The organism is Acinetobacter kyonggiensis (assembly GCF_900107285.1).
GTDB classification, from domain to species: domain Bacteria; phylum Pseudomonadota; class Gammaproteobacteria; order Pseudomonadales; family Moraxellaceae; genus Acinetobacter; species Acinetobacter kyonggiensis.
The window spans coordinates 16,947-33,688 of sequence record NZ_FNPK01000027.1; the positions used below are offsets into that span (position 1 = coordinate 16,947).

Here is a 16,742-nt window from a genome sequence, read left to right on the forward strand (position 1 = left end):
AAGGCTTTTTCAAGCCTCCGAAGGTTGATCCGTGAACCAAACTTAACTAGCTTTTAGCAACTGCTAAAATTAGTAAGTTTGAGTCGCTTTAAAGCTTTCAATACCTGCTTTAATTGCAGCTTCGATGTCTTTGTTATAATCACCAGACTCATCGATTTTTTGCATCAACGCAGCATTTTCTGAACGGAAGTAAGAAATTAATGCAGCATCAAAGTCTACAATTTTCTTCACTTCAACGTCAGTCATATAACCTTCGTTTGATGCATAAATTGAAACAGCTTGGTCAGCAATTGAATATGGAGCATATTGTTTTTGCTTCATTAATTCAGTTACACGTTGACCATGTTCAAGTTGCTTACGCGTTGCTTCATCAAGATCAGAAGCGAACTGAGCAAATGCTGCCAATTCACGGTATTGCGCCAAAGCAGTACGGATACCACCAGACAATTTTTTGATAATCTTCGTTTGCGCAGAACCACCAACACGAGATACAGAGATACCCGCGTTCACAGCAGGACGAATACCCGCGTTGAACAATGATGTTTCTAAGAAGATCTGACCATCCGTAATCGAAATTACGTTAGTCGGTACGAATGCAGATACGTCACCCGCTTGAGTTTCAATAATCGGCAATGCAGTTAATGAACCAGTTTGGCCTTTAACTTCACCTTTAGTGAATTGCTCAACATAGTCAGCAGATACACGTGAAGCACGTTCAAGTAGACGTGAATGAAGATAGAATACGTCACCTGGATACGCTTCACGACCTGGTGGACGGCGTAAAAGCAATGAAATTTGACGATACGCAACAGCTTGTTTAGACAAGTCATCATAAATGATCAACGCATCTTCACCGCGGTCACGGTAGTATTCGCCCATTGTACAGCCAGAATATGGTGCCAAATACAGCATTGCTGCTGGATCGGCTGCACCAGCAGCGACAACAGTTGTATACGCCATAGCACCAGTTTCTTCTAGCTTGCGTACAACGTTAGCGATAGTCGATTGTTTTTGACCAATAGCTACGTATACACATTTAATGCCAGAGTTTTTCTGAGCGATGATCGCATCGATCGCCATTGCTGTTTTACCAGTTTGACGGTCACCAATGATCAACTCACGTTGACCACGACCTACAGGGATCATTGTATCTACTGATTTATAACCAGTTTGTACAGGTTGATCCACTGATTGACGCCAAATTACACCTGGTGCTACTTTTTCAACAGCATCAGTGAGTTTTGCATCAATCGGGCCTTTACCATCAATTGGGTTACCCAAAGCATCTACTACACGGCCTAAAAGTTCTGGACCAACCGGAACTTCTAATACACGACCTGTGCAACGTGCTTTTTGACCTTCTTGAAGGCTTAAGTAGTTACCTAAAACAACGACGCCCACTGAATCCTGTTCTAGGTTCAGTGCCATACCGTATAAGCCGCCGTCGAATTCGATCATCTCACCGTACATTGCATCAGCAAGACCGTGAATGCGCACAATACCGTCGGAAACCATAACAATGGTCCCTTCGTTTTTAGCAGTCGCGCTGGTGTCCAGATCGCCGATACGCTGTTTAATGAGCGCACTGATCTCGGATGGATTCAGTTGTTGCATTGCGCTATACCTCAATCTTTTATTAGTTCAGTCTTCTTCGAGCAGTTATGCAAGAAGACGAGTCCGCATTTTTTCAAGCTTGTTAAGCGCAGAGTCATCTATCACTTGGTCGCCTGCACGAATAACAACACCCGCGATTAACGCTGGGTTAACTTCAACAGAAACATTTACTGCAGCGTTAAACTTTTTCTCTAACGCATGGGTCAATAATTGTTCCTGTACAGAAGTCATTGGGAATGCTGATTCAATCACAACATCCACAGTATTGTTATTCTGTGATTTGAGTAGTTCGTATTCTGCTTCAATTTCAGGTAACAACGCTAAACGCGCATTGTCCGCAAGAAGCGTCAAAAAGTTTGACACTGCTTGTGTTTGGTTTTCACCTAAAACTTTTGCAAAAATACTGACCTGCTCAGCAGGAGTAAGCTCAGGGCGATTCAAATAAGCGGAAAATGCTTCGTCTTGCACCGCAGCACTGAGCACTTGTAACGCATTCGACCAATTGTCAGTTGCACCTTGCTCAGAAGCGAAAGCAAATGCTGCTTTGGCGTACGGGCGTGCCAACGTCAAGAGTTCAGCCATATTTCGCCTCGCTTAAAGTTTAGCAGCCAGCTGAGTTAGCATGGCATTGTGAGCTTCTGCGTCAACTTGCTGGTTTAGAATTTTTTCTGCGCCAGTTACTGCTAAAGCAGCTACGTGTTGACGCAATTCTTCGCGAGCAGCATTGATTTCAGTATCAACAGTTTCTTTCGCCTGTTGACGAATACGCTCACCTTCAGCAGATGCTTGGGTACGCGCTTCTTCGATCAATTGTGCGCCACGACGGTTCGCTTGTTCGATCAATTGAGCCGCTTGTGCTTTTGCTGCATCAATTTCTTGCTTAACTTGTGCTTGCGCATCAGCAAGATCAGCTTTCGCTTTTTCAGCAGCATTTAAGCCGTCAGCAATACGACGCTGACGCTCACTAATCGCATTGATTAGTGGTGGCCATACAAATTTCATACAAAATGCGACAAAGATCGCAAATGAAATCGCTTGACCAATCAATGTGAGGTTAATATTCATTGCTATTCCTCAATAGTTTAATTTAGGAATTAAGCCAATTAACCTACAAATGGATTAGCAAAGATGAAGAACAAGCCAATACCAACACCGATCATAGGCACAGCATCAAGAAGACCTGCGATTAAGAACATACGAGTTTGAAGTTGTGGAGCCAATTCTGGTTGACGAGCAACAGCTTCAAGGAAACGGCCGCCTAAAAGACCAAAACCAATCGCAGTACCTAAAGCACCAAAAGCGATCAAGATAGCAGATGCAATTGCAACTAGACCTAAAGTGAGTTCCATGATAATTCCTCAGAGGTTAGGTTTATACCAAATTAAGTTAAAAAACTGTACCTAACCATCTCGTGATAGTTAGGCAATACCATTAATGTTTTTCGCTTGCCATGCTCAAGTATACGATAGTCAACATCATGAAAATGAATGCTTGTAGCGTAATAACAAGAATGTGGAAGATCGCCCAAGGCACAGACAACGCCCATTGGATCCAGAACGGTAATAATGCGATCAAGATGAAGATTAACTCACCTGCATACATGTTACCGAAAAGTCGAAGAGCCAATGAAACTGGACGTGCAAGGAATGTTACTAATTCCAAAATAAGGTTTACTGGAATAAGCAACGCTTTTGCAACTGGGTTACTTGGGTTAAATGGGTTGAGTGCCAATTCACCGACGAAACCGCCGATTCCTTTCTCACGAATACTATAGAACAAGATCAGAACAAAAACTGACAAAGACATACCTAGGGTAATGTTTGGATCAGTAGATGGAACGATTTTGAAGTAAACGTGGTGAGGATCCATACCAAATACATTTGCACCAATCAGTTGAGCCGTATACGGGATAAAGTCAACAGGAATTAAGTCCATTGTGTTCATGAGGAAAATCCACACGAAAATGGTCAGTGCAAGTGGTGCAATTAAGCGTGATTTGCCATGGAATGTGTCACGGACACTTGAGTCAACAAACTCGATAATCATTTCGATTGCAGACTGGAACTTGGTCGGAACACCAGAGTTAGCAGCTTTCGCTACACACCAGAACAACAAACAGAAAATCACACCAAGGGTGATTGACCAACCCATTGAATCCAAATGAATAGCAGTGAACCCCATCTGTTGAGCATCATCAGCAGTCTCAGCCAACTTCCATGAACCATCTGGCATTTTGCCATAGGTCAAATTGGTCAAGTGATGCTTGATATACTCGGTCGAAGTAAGGGCATGTTCTTCAGCAGCCATAAATCACACCTGGTCAATGTCAAATACTAAATAGAGTGAACGAACATCGCGTGCTGCTTGATATCTCGTTCATCTCCTAAAAAACTTTTCAATTTTTTGTTGCGCCTATACTCGTTTTTGTTGCCGTGACACCCAAAATGGCGCGACCCACGACATGGCTTGAACGAGAATAAAACCACAAAACAATGCCGCCGCTGACAACGGTTTAACAGTGTTTAAAATTAAAATGAAACCAACAATCACAATTGCAAACTTGCCCATTAGCCCCCGATACATGTTCGAAAGAACTTGTTTTGAGGCTCGCGCACCTGCGGCTCGAAACGATTGCCAAGAAAAATAACAACTGGCAAGCCAACAAACCAACGCACCAAGTGCGGCGCTTAAAGCTGCAGTTGAGTCTTTCAAGACCCACGCTATCAAGGCTGAAACAGGGATCATGCCTGCTTGTAAAATGACTAAAGCTTTCGCTAATCGTCGGTCAACCATGCGACTAGTTCGGCTCATTATTTATTCACTCACAGCATTCATGCTTGACAAGTCTAGCTGATGATCGTTTTTAATCGCAGGCATTATAGAGTTACACCCCTGAACATGCAATCTTTTCCCGACCTTAGTCGTGTTTTTTTCGAAGTTCAGCCTGCTTTACTACATTCAATTTTTGTTTATTTTTTACCTTACTTTCGTGCATTTTGCACACAGTTAGAGGTTTTCGAAGCCAATGCTTTCCATGCCAGCACAAAATCCCCTGCCCCGCTCATACTTTCATCGACCGCTTGAAAGGTAATGGGATTTAGCTTCTGATACTGATTTTTACTGGCATGTCCCTCTGCCAAGAGGCACATATTTCGATTTGGACGACTGTCATTTAGGTATTTAATTTGTGCAAGGGTCGGTGCAACATGAGGATCATCAGTCAACGCTCCAGCAAATTTTAAATTTAAGGCGCGCTCTAAATATTGATAAGCATCATGATATGACCAGTAAGTCTTCAAAGATGAGTTGCTATTATATTGTTGTGCCGTTATTAACATTTCTTGGGCAAAACGTTTTGCATTCGCCCAATACGCCTCTTTTTGTTCAGGAACTTGCTGTGAACGCAATGCCGCAATAAAAAAACCAATCCGTACTGCATTATTTGGATCAAGCCAAACATGGGTGTCGACAGTATTGTTTAAAGCAACACCACGGGTATTACGCTGCGGTAGCGTTTGAACAATGTCTGAAGCTAAAATAGAAATCGCTTTAGGATTATCTGATAATAACTTATCTAGCGGTGCTTCATGGGCCTTACCCAACCAAATCACCAAAGAGGCATCTTGAATTGCCTTGCGATGAGCAGGTGTTAAAGTCACATCATGTCCAGTTTGGTTTTCCAACAACAGTACAGGTTTTTCAATACCTTGCGTGATTTCTTGCGCAATCAAATAAATCGGATGCGTCGAAACCACTAAACTGTGTGACCAGCCTAAGGTACTCAATAAAGCCAGTGTACAAAATGCAAAAAAACGGGACATGAAGAAGATCACCAAATATTCATTAGGTGTTATAATATAACAAATAGGCAGAAATACATACGTCTAATCGAAACAGCTAGCGCTTCATGTTAAGATTTCATGTCATTTTGTTTTTATCAATTTCGCTCTTGAGGTTTTGCTATGAGCTTATGTTCACATGAACATCACAATGCATTACATGGCGTACATGACCATCATAATGTCGAAACACGTCTTGCTGAAGCAGAAAACCTCTGTGCAATTGTTGGTGCACGCTTAACGCCCTTACGTAAAGAAGTCCTCGAACTGATTTTAAATGCGACAGGACCAATGGGTGCATACGACTTGTTGGCAAAAATAAAAAGTGAATCTGATCGCCCTGCTGCTCCACCCACGGTATATCGTACTTTAGACTTTTTATTAGAAAAAGGTTTAATTCATCGTTTAACTTCAATTAATGCTTATATTCCGTGTTGCCATCCGCGTGAAGGGCATCAGGCTGCATTTTTAATTTGTACAGAATGCAAAAATGTTAAAGAAGCATCTGCACAAGGTTTACTTAAACAATTAGATGAGCTTTCAGCATCTGATCAATTTACTGCACATCACAGTATTATTGAAATTTCTGGGATATGTCAGCAGTGTTGCAGCAAATAGTCACAGCGAATACGCTGATTACCTTAGATAAAATCAGTGTGCGGATTGATGAAATCGACATTTTAAAAAATGTCGATTTTACGCTACATGAGCAAGAAATTGTCACGCTAATTGGTCCCAATGGCGCAGGGAAATCGACCTTAATTAAAGTCCTGTTAGGCATTGTAAAAGCCAATTCAGGCAAAGTTTTGAGCCAGCAAAAGTTAAAATTTTCTTATGTGCCACAAAAGTTTAATCCATCGCATAGCTTACCGTTGCGCGTACAGGATTTATTGGCTCTAGAAAAATGTGATGCTCTGAAAAAAGCAGAAATTATTCGTGATACGGGCATTACTCAATTACAGAATTCCAAAGTACAACAATTGTCTGGTGGCGAGCGACAACGGGTGTTATTGGCACGTGCTTTACTGCGTCAACCCCACATTTTAGTGCTTGATGAACCGATGCAAGGTTTGGATATTCAATCTGAAGCCGAATTGTATGATTATGTACGCAGCCTGCCACAAAAATATGGCTGTGCTGTACTCATGGTTTCACATGATCTGCAATGGGTGATGCAAGGAACCCATCGAGTGGTCTGTTTAAATAAGCATATTTGCTGTAGCGGCTTACCTGAAAACGTACAACAACACCCAGAATATCAAGCTATTTTTGGCACCAATCGGGTGTTCTATCAACATCATCATGACCATTGTGGACATGGTGATAGTGCCGTTCCATGTCAACATGATTCACGACCACACATTCACCCTGAACCGGAAGCCTAAGCCATGATGGAATGGTTACAACTCTTGTTACCTGCATGGACAATGGGCACTTTATTGGTGTTTCTCACTGCACCACTGGGTTGCTTAATGTTATGGCGACGTATGTCTTTTTTTGCTGACACCATGGCGCATGGAACTTTACTTGGTGTAGCCATTGCAGGGGCTTTAAGTTTACCGCTTTGGCTGGGTGTGACTTTTTTAGCCTTTTTATTGGTGGCGATTTTATGGGTACTCCATGACCCTCGCCTCCCGAATGATGCTTTGCTTGCGCTCTGTTCAGCTACCCTACTTTGCTCAGGTTTATTGTTTATTCAACATATTCCAAGCTTGAGACCTGAATTACTCAGCTACTTATTTGGCGATTTACTACAAATTTCATGGTCAGACTTGCCCATGTTTGCCTTAGTGATTATGGCTGCGTTAGCTGTGCTCTATAAAAACTGGCAAGCGCAAATTCAAATTGCCATTGATCCTGATATAGCGGTAAGCGAAGGGGTAAATGCGCAATGGCAACGCTTGGTGTTTATGTTGCTGTTGGCATTGTTTACTGTATTGGCTTTACGTGCCGTTGGTTCATTATTGATGGGTGCCCTGCTGGTTATTCCCGCCTTAACGGCACGTTTACTGGCACACTCCCCCAAACAGATGGTGATTTGGGCTTTTGTGATGGCGCAAATTGGGGTGACGGTTGGTTTATGGTCAAGTGCTGGTTTAAATATTTCCACGGGTTTAAGTATTGTTCTCACCATGGCTATTCTATTTACTGGGATTTTTATTTTTCAGAAAATAAAAAAGATCGCTTAAATCATATTTTTGAGCTCCTGTTCCGCAACAAAAAAACAATGCTTCAATCCAGATGACTCTGGTGGAGCATGCTTTTTTGTTTTAAAGGAAAGTTTTTAGAAAGTTTAATTATTGATGCAGCATACTTAAGAACAACGCTGCACAACTAAACAATATAGCAAAAGTCCGATTCATATATTTTTGCTGCTTTGGCGAAGTTAATAATCGAAGTACCTTCGCAGCTAAACCGGTATATCCAGCCATGACAATCAGATCAATACTAATCATGGTCACAGCCATAATCAGATACTGAATCCACTGCGGTTTGGACAAATCCAAAAACTGCGGTAATACAGCCAGTAAAAAGACAATCGCTTTTGGATTACTTAAATTGACCCAAAAACCAGCCAAAACCAATTGAGAAATAGACTTATTGGGTTGCTCCGTTTGAATATCCAGAGATTGCATCGGCGCTGTCCACTGTAAAAAAGCCAAATACAGCAAATACAACACACCAAACCATTTTACCAACATGAAAGCCCAAGGGCTTGTGGCAAATAATACCCCAACCCCAGTCGCGACAATGCCGATTTGTAGCAATAAGGCCAATTGCAAACCTAAAGCATTCCAATAACCACGTCGAAATCCATAATTTAAACCACTCGACATAGATGCAATTGCACCTGCACCAGGTGAAATGCTAATCATCCAGCATGCCAACATATAAGCCAGCCAAACTTGGTAAGACATATTCAACAGCGTAAGAGAAAGACCTTCAAATTATATGATGTTTCATCTTTTAAATGCGCAAATTCCACATCCACTAAAATAGAATTTTAGGCTATTCACTCTCTTAATGATCAGGCACAATAAAAGCCAGCCACATATTTTATAAAAATTTTAGGAGCCATAAATGACCGCCCAATCTGTAATTTTGCCCTTACCTTCAGATCATGCTCGATTTATTGTTCTGCGTTTAAAAGACTTAAGCATTCAAGAATTAAAAGAAAAAATTGAAGCTTTATTATCAACACGTGATCGTTTAATCACGCAACATCCTCATGCACAAATTAAAACAGCCATTGCTTTTGGTCCTGAGCTTTGGGCACAAATTTATCAACAAGTACCTGAAGGCTTTAAACCATTAGCACCCATTCATGGTTCTTTTGAAATGCCTGTAAATCCTGCCGATGTGCTCATTCATATTGCAGCGCAGCGTACAGATATCTGTTTTGCACTGAGCCAAGCTTTTTTTGAAGGGATTACGGACAAGGTTGACGTACTAGATGAACGCGTTTGCTTCCGCAATTTTGATGGTCGTGACTTGACGGGTTTTATTGATGGTACTGAAAACCCTCAATTCCCAGATGATCGTGCTGAAGTTGCTTTACTGGGTGAAGATCATGGTGTTTTTTCTGATGGGTCATTTGTATTTGCGCAACGTTATGCACATAACTTAGAAAAATGGAAACAACTCAAAGTTGATACACAAGAACAGGTGATTGGCCGTACTAAATTAGAATCCATCGAACTTGATGATGAGGTCAAACCTGAAAACTCTCATGTTGCCCGTACAGTGGTTGAAGATGCTGAAGGAGAAGAAATGGAAATTCTTCGTCATTCACTGCCTTATGGTGATGGTAAAGGTGATCAAGGTTTATTTTTTATTGCTTACACCCAAGATTTAAGCATTATTGATGCAATGCTATTCCGTATGTTTGGAACCAGTGGTGATGGTATTCATGACCGACTGCTTCATTTTGTCACTCCAATGGATGGAGCGTATTATTTTGCACCAAGTGAAGAATTATTAGAAGAAGTGTTGGCAGGGTGATTTAAAAAGTAGCCACGAAAGTGGCTACTTTTTTACAAATTTTTAAGGCTTTTAGAAAGGAAAAGAATTGAATTTTAAAAAATCTAGGGTGTGTTGACATTTGCTGTTCAAAAAATTAGCGAGTCAGTAAAATTCAATCGCCAAACCAAATTTACTGCTCGTTATGCCCCGTACAATGCTGACTGATCAACACTGGTCGAAGTTAACGCCTATTTTACGTGATTTTAATATTTATCTTAAACCAAACTTACGTTTATTTATTGAAGCAATCCTTTATCGAATTCGTACAGGTTGTCCTTGGCGAGATTTGCCTGAATGTTTTGGTAAATCAAATTCTATCTTTAAGAAGTTTAATCGATGGTCTAAACACTCTAAGTTATTAAACATATTTAAATTACTATCAATAAATGCTGACTTAGAATGGATCTTTATTGATGCTACACACGTCCGAGCACATCAACATTCGACTGGAATTAAAGATCAAGATATTGGTCGTAGGATTGGTGGGAATAGCTCTAAAATTCATTTAGCCGTTGATTCAAATGGTAATCCAATAGCGTTTATTATAAGTGATGGGATAACACATGATGTTAAAATTGCACCTGATCTCGTGACATTATTGGATTTAGAGCAGACGGAAATACTGTGTGCTGATAAAGGTTATGACTCAGAACCATTAAGGAATCAAATTAAAGTAACTAAAACAAAAGCCAATATTCCAAAGAAATCCAATACAAAAACAAGCAATGATCATATGGATTGGTATTTATATAAAATCAGGCACTTAGTTGAGAATACATTTGCACGATTGAAGCAGTTTAGAGGGATTGCAACTCGTTATGACAAGCTAAAACGAAACTATGAAAATTCAGTTGCGCTTGCTTGTATCTTTATTTAGTTACCATTATGAAATGTCAACAGAACCTAATCAAATGACAAAGAGTTTTTATAAGTCTACGGTATAGACTCTTCCAATAAAGAACCTCCATTCATTTTCAGTACATATCAGAAAATAGCTTGCTCAAATCACTATACATGGTATTCAACAGAATTTTTAAAAATTAATAATGCCTGTCACCGTTGGTGACAGGCATTATTAATTAAGATTCAGCCAATTGTTTGACTCAGAAATTTTACGCTATCTACTCATCATGAATAACTAGCGTAATTATGGAAAAAATCATGGTTTAAAGTCATTGATCCGAAATAGGATCAATTGCAAACATTTGTATCCTTGCATGAAATCCAACCAGTAGTTATACGACCATTTTTATTTGTATAAGTAATATTTAACCATCTAGAACTAATTTTTTTAACCTTAAATATATCACCTTTAACTAAATAACCTATACGATCTGGAGTATAATTATCAATATCATTAATATTAGTTTTTTTTAAAACCACACCTCTATCAATACCATTATTAAGCCATTGATTGAATAATTTAGATTTTATTTCATCTTGTATTGATTTTAATTCTCCATATGGAAATTTATAAACTATTTTACTATTATTTAAATCAAATACATCTCCACCACTACCAAAATAATTAGATAACTCATTATTAATTTTACAAGAGTCCTTGCACTCATAAACATTTATCAAATTATATTCTCCAGAATAGTTTACTCTATTTTTGAAATCTCTATAATTTTCAGAATACTTTATGGATAAGAAAATATATTTTTTATTTTTTATTTTTTCTTCAGAAATAAAATTAATTCTTGGCGTACTGCTAGGTATTTCTATTTCATCAACTAATATTTTTTTCTTGACAATTTCCAAAAAACAAAAGCACACTGTTATTTATTATCTGTGTTGATAAGCACTTATCATTGTTCAAATAATAAACATTTGAATGTAAATTACCACTTATAATAATTAAAAATATTAATGTCGAAAAAAAAATTCTGTAGTTTATCATTTACAAGTACCATTTTTAGAAATGAACTTTCTAGCTATATTTTTTTTAGCTACTTTACGTTCAGCTAACTTCATCTCCCCACCATTAACTAAATGGGTTATAGATGTCGTTATACTATCTGAATTAATTTTAATACTTTCACTTGCAGCCAGAATTAGAATTTCCCCATTTTTTTTATTTTTCCAAAACCAAACCCCTGTTTCTATAGCTATATTATAATTAGTTTCCAATAATGTTGGCTTGTTAACAATATCTAATCCGGTACTCTTCGCACAATCTTTATAGCCAGAAAAATGAGTCATATGTAATAACCCCCTCCCTCTATAGTCTCTATTTGGATATTTTTCATTACCATATAAGTGAAAACCATAGGCAGCATCATTCCCTGCCAAATTATCCCAAATATAGTCTAACTTTTGTTGTCGTGTATATTTCCCCATTCCTCGTCTTTCAAAACCGGCATTTATCGCTGTTGGTGATATGCTGTAAATTCTTTCAGGGAGTTTAAAAGTTTTTTTTGTATAATTAAGACCCTCTCTTAACTTTGTGAAATTTTCAGTTTCTATTTGACCTTGAGCAAGAATATTAACTAAGTCTCTACAAGAATTTACTTCATATTTTCTCATAAACGTAGGTAATAACAATAAAGCATTCTGAAAATTTTCTTTAGCTTGAGGAGCTATATCTTTTATAAAATCTATATCTATATCTATATCTATAGATTTACCACATGTTTTACATTTAACATTTTCTTTAATAGGTTTACTAATCTTCGGCTCATTTTGTGCAGTAGTGCCATTTGTTACATCAACATCCAGATGTAACTTAACAGGGCTTTCTTTTACCCTCTTAGCCATATAGAGTACAGACTTTAAAGCTGTTCCATCAGGTTTTAATACTGTGAACTGTAACCGTTGACCAACCATACTGCGAAGTGGAATTTTTCCATTTGAAATAGAGAAAACTTTCTGTTCGCCACTGTCTAGTATTAACATTTCAACATTTGTTTTCTCTACAACATAGTCACTACCATCTCGATCTAGGAGTGTGATTGTTGAAGTACTTTTGAAATTTGCATATGGCTCATCTAATTTAATCAAAATTGGCTGTTGAGAACCATTTCCTGAATTGAGAGCACTTTTTTGAACGAATTGATCATTTGATGTCAAAACTAAAATTTCTATATCTCTATTTGGAGAAGACTGAACTTCTACAGTCCCTTTTTCATTGGTAGAACGTTCATAACCTTTCCCACCTTTAGGTCTTGATTGCAAAGGAAAATTAACCATAACTTTCCCTGTACTATCTACAATTTTAAATAAAGTGCTTACCAATCCATTTTCAGGTTTTTTTACGTTTCCCTGTTGATATTCCTCAAGTGTTTTTGGCAGCTGAACTTTTATCGGATTACTGACAGATGAAGCTATGGACGAGTTGATCGTTTTAAAAACTGTATAATCGCTAGTATTCGGTGGTTTAGCTAAAATTTCTATTGTTCTATTCGAAGAGGCTTGAAATACGAATAATCCACTTTCATCTGTTTTTTGAAGGTTATCTCTTGTTGAGCCTTGATAACGAGACTTTACATTTAAATTGATTAATCGATGCCCCGATTTATCATAGAATTTAGACGTAATGGTGACTAAATGACTCATTAATTAAAGTCCTCTTCTGTATAAACTTCATCATCCTCAAAAGTATCTTCTTCTATTTCTTCCATCAGTTCATCAATATTGCCATTTGATATTTCCTGAGTTAAATAAGTGTGCAATGAATTAAATCCCAATGCAGCAAAGTCGGACTGCTTTGACGTATAAAATCTTAAGGAACTCATACTTTTTTCACTATCTAGTTTATTTTTTTTGTTTTTTATTAGTTTTCCATTATCTTTATCAACAATGAAAATTTCCTTGTCACCTTCAGATAATCTGTTCCAATTATAATCAACTTGATTGCTATACGGAGTTTCTAGCATTGGTAAACTCATCTGAGGTGTAGGTACTTGTTGCCCCCCAACAAAACTATGCTGCCCTGCTTTACTCTCAAACTTGCCACCCGTCGTGGTAAAAATACCCTGAGCATTAATTTTAATTTGAGAACCCCCAGCAGTCAGTACAATTTCTTTTGGACTGGTTATCTCAATTTTTTCTTCAGTTGAAATCAACTTTATGACTTTACGTGCAATAACTTCAATCGCATCATCCTGAGCTTGAATTTCGACCTTGCCTTTCGCAGCAAAGGCTCGGAGTCCTTTTTGTGCTGCAAATAAACTAATTTTCTCATGAGCATGTGCCACAATATTTTTCTGTGCACTTAAGTTAATTGAACCTTGTGCACTCGTCGCAACATCCTGAGACGCTTGTAAAATAATGTCTTCAGGTGTGGTTAAAGCAATACCATTCGGTGAAGCCAATAACATCAATGCTTGTCTAAACAATTTTCCTTGTTGCTGTTTTCCAGTATCACGACTACTTTCTAAACCTTGGGTATAATCCTCCATAAAGCCTTGTAATGAACTGAATGCCTTATTTGGTGTGATGTCTAATTTGTTGCCCTTACTGAACGTGCCACAAGTACTCATCATATCGAAATCTTGGATATCAACATTTGCCAACACTTTGCTTACTTCTTGTAAACTGCCGAAAGGATTCGATTCAATATTCTCTTTAATACTCGCAAGCTTGCCTTTGATCAGGTCAGAACCATGTTCCTCGACATTTTCAATAAAGTCTTTTAAATTTTCGACTGCTTCTTTTGTATCGGTGAAGAAATGATTAAATTCATCAACAACGCCTTTGCTATGTTCAGCAAACTGCCTCATATCCTGAATAAAACCAGCACAATCTTTTAAAGCATTCAGTGGATCACGACTGACACTCTGTTTAAATAAATCAAGTGTGGTATTCAAGGCTTGACTGGTACTTTTGAGTTCCAAAGATTGAATCAATTTCGGTAAGCGACCAATCACATTGAGTGCATCGGTTTGCTGTTTAACGGCAATGTCACTGAGCATTTTCATGCTTTCGTGACCTTGGGTGAGTAAAGACTGTGCTTGCGCTGCATCCAAATGATCTGCAATGGCTTGTTCCTGAGCATAGGTGCTAATTAGCATCCCTTTACCTGCCCGGACAGCACCATACTGATCGGTTCTGAGTTCAAAGCCTTCGCCTCGACCCGTGCTGATCTCGGTAGTTTTAGGATGACTTAAATGACCCAAATTAAGCTGACTCGCGCCATGACTGCTCTGTAATTGGGTACTGATTTGTCCCGTCGTATCATCAAAACGCAGCTGGTTAAATCCCGAACCACTAACCTCTTGTGAACGAATGCCACTGAGTTTTTTGGTATCGGGTAACTGTCCTTTGATATCAAACATGGTCTGATGACGCTCAGCTTCATGAATACGCCCCACCACAAAGGGACGATCAACATCGCCTTCAAAGAAATCAATCACTACAATTTCACCAATACGTGGATGAAATCTCGCCCCATAGCCGTCACCTGCCCAAGGGGTCAACACATCCACCCAAGCAGAATCGGCATCATTGTCATTGCTTCCCGCACCGCCATCATGTGCATGGTCATTGGTACGAGTAAACATAAAGCGAACTTTAATCCGTCCCCAAGCATCGACATAAATCGTTTCACCTTCAGGCCCAACCACCTTGGCACGTTGTGGATAGGCTGCTGGGCGATGCTGTAAAGGATGATATTCAGGCACAACGGGAATCGTGCGGCGCACCACATACAGCTCATTGGCTTGTCGTTCATCCCCTTGATGCTGCCAATGACTTAAACTTAATAGATGATCGAATTGCGGTAAAATATCTTTGGGCAAATTGTTTTGGTGATAAAAAGTTTTGCCTAAAATCAGAAACTCTTTGTCTGAACCTGAATGTGAATCAATTTCAGGATGATCGATTAATTCAAACCAATAACCCACTTGTGCATCACGTACACTGCTCTTGGCAGTAAAATATTTGGATTGTAAGTTCTGATATTGCGACAGTTTTTGACTAAGCTTATCTAATTGCTGACTACCTGAAACCGTGCTTTGATCTGCCCCTGTTAAATCAGCTGTCCATGCGGGGCTGAGGCTCCAAGCCTGTTCCAAACTTAAGCTTTCATTGTCTTGTACATCACTATGCTGATGCTGAGTCAGTAGACTATTGCTTTGATCTTGAGATAGGCGATGGGCTTGCCAACGCTGTGTCTGTATAGCCGTTGCTTGTAAATAACGTTCAGCACTAAAATGGGTGATGCTATCTAAATGTTCGGTGGCATGACTGCGATGAAAACGAATGCATCTTCGGCTTAAAGCACTATATGGTTGATGATTATCAATTAAACGTAATTTTTGTGCTTGAATCGCTGCCGCTGAAGTCATCACCATATGCTCAGCTTCATCAATTAACCAATTGATACCTTCACTGCGCCAGAGTCGTGTTAAAAACTCATAATCAGTTTCATTGGCTTGCATCACAAAAGGACGCACGTCATATTCTTGGCTTAAGCCCTGTGCGTTTAAACTTAGGCTTGCTGCAAATAATGCACTCTTACTTTGCCATTCTTTAAATAAAATTTCACTAATCTCAGGCACAGTTTTGTTCATAAACACGCGACTATTACGGCGTTTGTGCCAAAGTGTGGTGGCATCTTCAAGGGTCAATTTATATAAAGTTAATGCACCATCACTTTGCCCTTGGCTCGCCCCCGTAATGATGCCCGTGATTCGGTACAGTTCACCTAAATCCGTGACTTGATCGACGGCCACTTGGGCGCCAATAAATTGTTTCAGTGGAATGTATGCATTACTCGATAAGCAAATCAGTTCAGCTTTAAGCCCCTGATTGATACGATGATATCCTTCAATTCTTTGAATCAAGACTTGAGGATTGAGTAATTCATTGGAAAAATGGATATGCAGGGCGCGCTTTTGCAAACTTAAGCCCATAGCGTCCATAACAGCATGGATTGTTTTTAGCATAATAATTTATTGTTGTAGGGGTATTATTTTAATTAGTGGCTGCATTCTAGAAAATGTTGTTTTTTTAGTCTAGGGCGTGTCATCAATTAGGTTGATAAAATCTGACGCGTCCTTATTATTCTCTTATGACTAAACGCTATGCATTAAGAGACGATCAATGGGAACAGATTAAAGATCTGTTACCTGGACGAACAGGTACGGTTGGTGTAACCGCCAAAGATAACCGATTATTTGTTGAAGCAATACTATATCGTTACCGCTCAGGTATCCCGTGGCGAGACTTGCCTGAACGCTTTGGTGATTTTAGAGTCGTGCATACTCGCTTTAGCCGCTGGGCTAAAACAGGCGTGTGGCAGAGAGTTTTTGAAGTGCTGTC

Annotated in this window: 17 protein-coding genes; 6 read left to right on the top strand and 11 right to left on the bottom strand. The window is 39.1% G+C overall.

The annotated features are described in order from the left end of the window. Positions 1 to 69: 69 nt before the first annotated feature. From atpA to BLV99_RS15420, 7 genes are all read right to left on the bottom strand, one after another. A complete protein-coding gene (atpA, locus tag BLV99_RS15390; RefSeq protein ID WP_086184138.1) occupies positions 70 to 1,614 on the bottom strand; it encodes a F0F1 ATP synthase subunit alpha in 1,545 nt (514 codons plus the stop codon). A 45-nt stretch (positions 1,615 to 1,659) separates the two neighbouring features. Beyond that, positions 1,660 to 2,196 (bottom strand): F0F1 ATP synthase subunit delta, encoded by a 537-nt coding sequence (locus tag BLV99_RS15395; RefSeq protein ID WP_086164853.1) that lies wholly within the window; start codon positions 2,194 to 2,196, stop codon positions 1,660 to 1,662. Positions 2,197 to 2,208: 12 nt separating this feature from the next. Continuing rightward, positions 2,209 to 2,679, bottom strand: coding sequence for a F0F1 ATP synthase subunit B (locus tag BLV99_RS15400; protein ID WP_086184139.1), 471 nt, complete (start codon positions 2,677 to 2,679; stop codon positions 2,209 to 2,211). Between the two features lie 38 nt (positions 2,680 to 2,717). Beyond that, positions 2,718 to 2,963, bottom strand: a complete 246-nt coding sequence (gene atpE / locus BLV99_RS15405) for a F0F1 ATP synthase subunit C (RefSeq protein ID WP_000424060.1) — start codon at positions 2,961 to 2,963, stop codon at positions 2,718 to 2,720. 82 nt (positions 2,964 to 3,045) lie between these two features. After that, positions 3,046 to 3,921 (bottom strand): F0F1 ATP synthase subunit A, encoded by an 876-nt coding sequence (gene atpB, locus BLV99_RS15410; protein ID WP_086184140.1) that lies wholly within the window; start codon positions 3,919 to 3,921, stop codon positions 3,046 to 3,048. A 105-nt stretch (positions 3,922 to 4,026) separates the two neighbouring features. Continuing rightward, positions 4,027 to 4,425: an ATP synthase subunit I gene (locus BLV99_RS15415; protein WP_086184141.1), complete on the bottom strand. Its 399-nt coding sequence runs from the start codon at positions 4,423 to 4,425 to the stop codon at positions 4,027 to 4,029. A gap of 170 nt (positions 4,426 to 4,595) precedes the next feature. Beyond that, entirely contained in the window at positions 4,596 to 5,435 is an 840-nt protein-coding gene (locus BLV99_RS15420) for a metal ABC transporter substrate-binding protein (RefSeq protein ID WP_086184142.1), read from the bottom strand. 141 nt (positions 5,436 to 5,576) lie between these two features. Here BLV99_RS15420 and BLV99_RS15425 point away from each other — a divergent pair, with 141 nt between their 5' ends. The 3 genes from BLV99_RS15425 to znuB are packed head-to-tail and all read left to right on the top strand — an operon-like array spanning position 5,577 to position 7,642. Further along, positions 5,577 to 6,071, top strand: a complete 495-nt coding sequence (locus BLV99_RS15425; protein ID WP_086184143.1) for a transcriptional repressor — start codon at positions 5,577 to 5,579, stop codon at positions 6,069 to 6,071. Next, complete coding sequence (znuC, locus tag BLV99_RS15430; protein WP_086184144.1) at positions 6,047 to 6,838, top strand: zinc ABC transporter ATP-binding protein ZnuC; 792 nt, start codon at positions 6,047 to 6,049, stop codon at positions 6,836 to 6,838. Before BLV99_RS15425 ends, znuC begins: the two co-directional genes overlap by 25 nt. A gap of 3 nt (positions 6,839 to 6,841) precedes the next feature. Further along, on the top strand, positions 6,842 to 7,642 hold the full coding sequence (gene znuB / locus BLV99_RS15435) for a zinc ABC transporter permease subunit ZnuB (RefSeq protein WP_086184145.1): 801 nt from the start codon (positions 6,842 to 6,844) through the stop codon (positions 7,640 to 7,642). A 108-nt stretch (positions 7,643 to 7,750) separates the two neighbouring features. Here the strand turns inward: znuB and BLV99_RS15440 are convergent, their stop codons facing one another. Continuing rightward, on the bottom strand, positions 7,751 to 8,371 hold the full coding sequence (locus BLV99_RS15440) for a LysE family transporter (RefSeq protein WP_092692318.1): 621 nt from the start codon (positions 8,369 to 8,371) through the stop codon (positions 7,751 to 7,753). Positions 8,372 to 8,534: 163 nt separating this feature from the next. Here BLV99_RS15440 and BLV99_RS15445 point away from each other — a divergent pair, with 163 nt between their 5' ends. Both BLV99_RS15445 and BLV99_RS15450 read left to right on the top strand, forming a co-directional pair. Next, complete coding sequence (locus BLV99_RS15445; RefSeq protein ID WP_092692321.1) at positions 8,535 to 9,455, top strand: Dyp-type peroxidase; 921 nt, start codon at positions 8,535 to 8,537, stop codon at positions 9,453 to 9,455. 163 nt (positions 9,456 to 9,618) lie between these two features. Next, positions 9,619 to 10,353, top strand: a complete 735-nt coding sequence (locus BLV99_RS15450; RefSeq protein ID WP_092692324.1) for an IS5 family transposase — start codon at positions 9,619 to 9,621, stop codon at positions 10,351 to 10,353. Positions 10,354 to 10,667: 314 nt separating this feature from the next. On the opposite strand, the gene BLV99_RS15455 is transcribed toward BLV99_RS15450, so the two are convergent. The 3 genes from BLV99_RS15455 to BLV99_RS15465 form a co-directional block, all read right to left on the bottom strand. Further along, entirely contained in the window at positions 10,668 to 11,240 is a 573-nt protein-coding gene (locus tag BLV99_RS15455) for a hypothetical protein (protein WP_139243566.1), read from the bottom strand. A gap of 135 nt (positions 11,241 to 11,375) precedes the next feature. Then, on the bottom strand, positions 11,376 to 13,034 hold the full coding sequence (locus BLV99_RS15460) for a glycoside hydrolase family 19 protein (protein ID WP_092692329.1): 1,659 nt from the start codon (positions 13,032 to 13,034) through the stop codon (positions 11,376 to 11,378). Next, positions 13,034 to 16,366: a type VI secretion system Vgr family protein gene (locus BLV99_RS15465; RefSeq protein WP_092692332.1), complete on the bottom strand. Its 3,333-nt coding sequence runs from the start codon at positions 16,364 to 16,366 to the stop codon at positions 13,034 to 13,036. The genes BLV99_RS15460 and BLV99_RS15465 overlap by 1 nt, the downstream gene beginning before the upstream one ends. 125 nt (positions 16,367 to 16,491) lie before the next feature. Between BLV99_RS15465 and BLV99_RS15470 the strand changes: the two genes are divergently transcribed. Continuing rightward, on the top strand, positions 16,492 to 16,742 hold a 251-nt coding region (locus BLV99_RS15470), incomplete at its 3' end, for a transposase (RefSeq protein ID WP_139243526.1).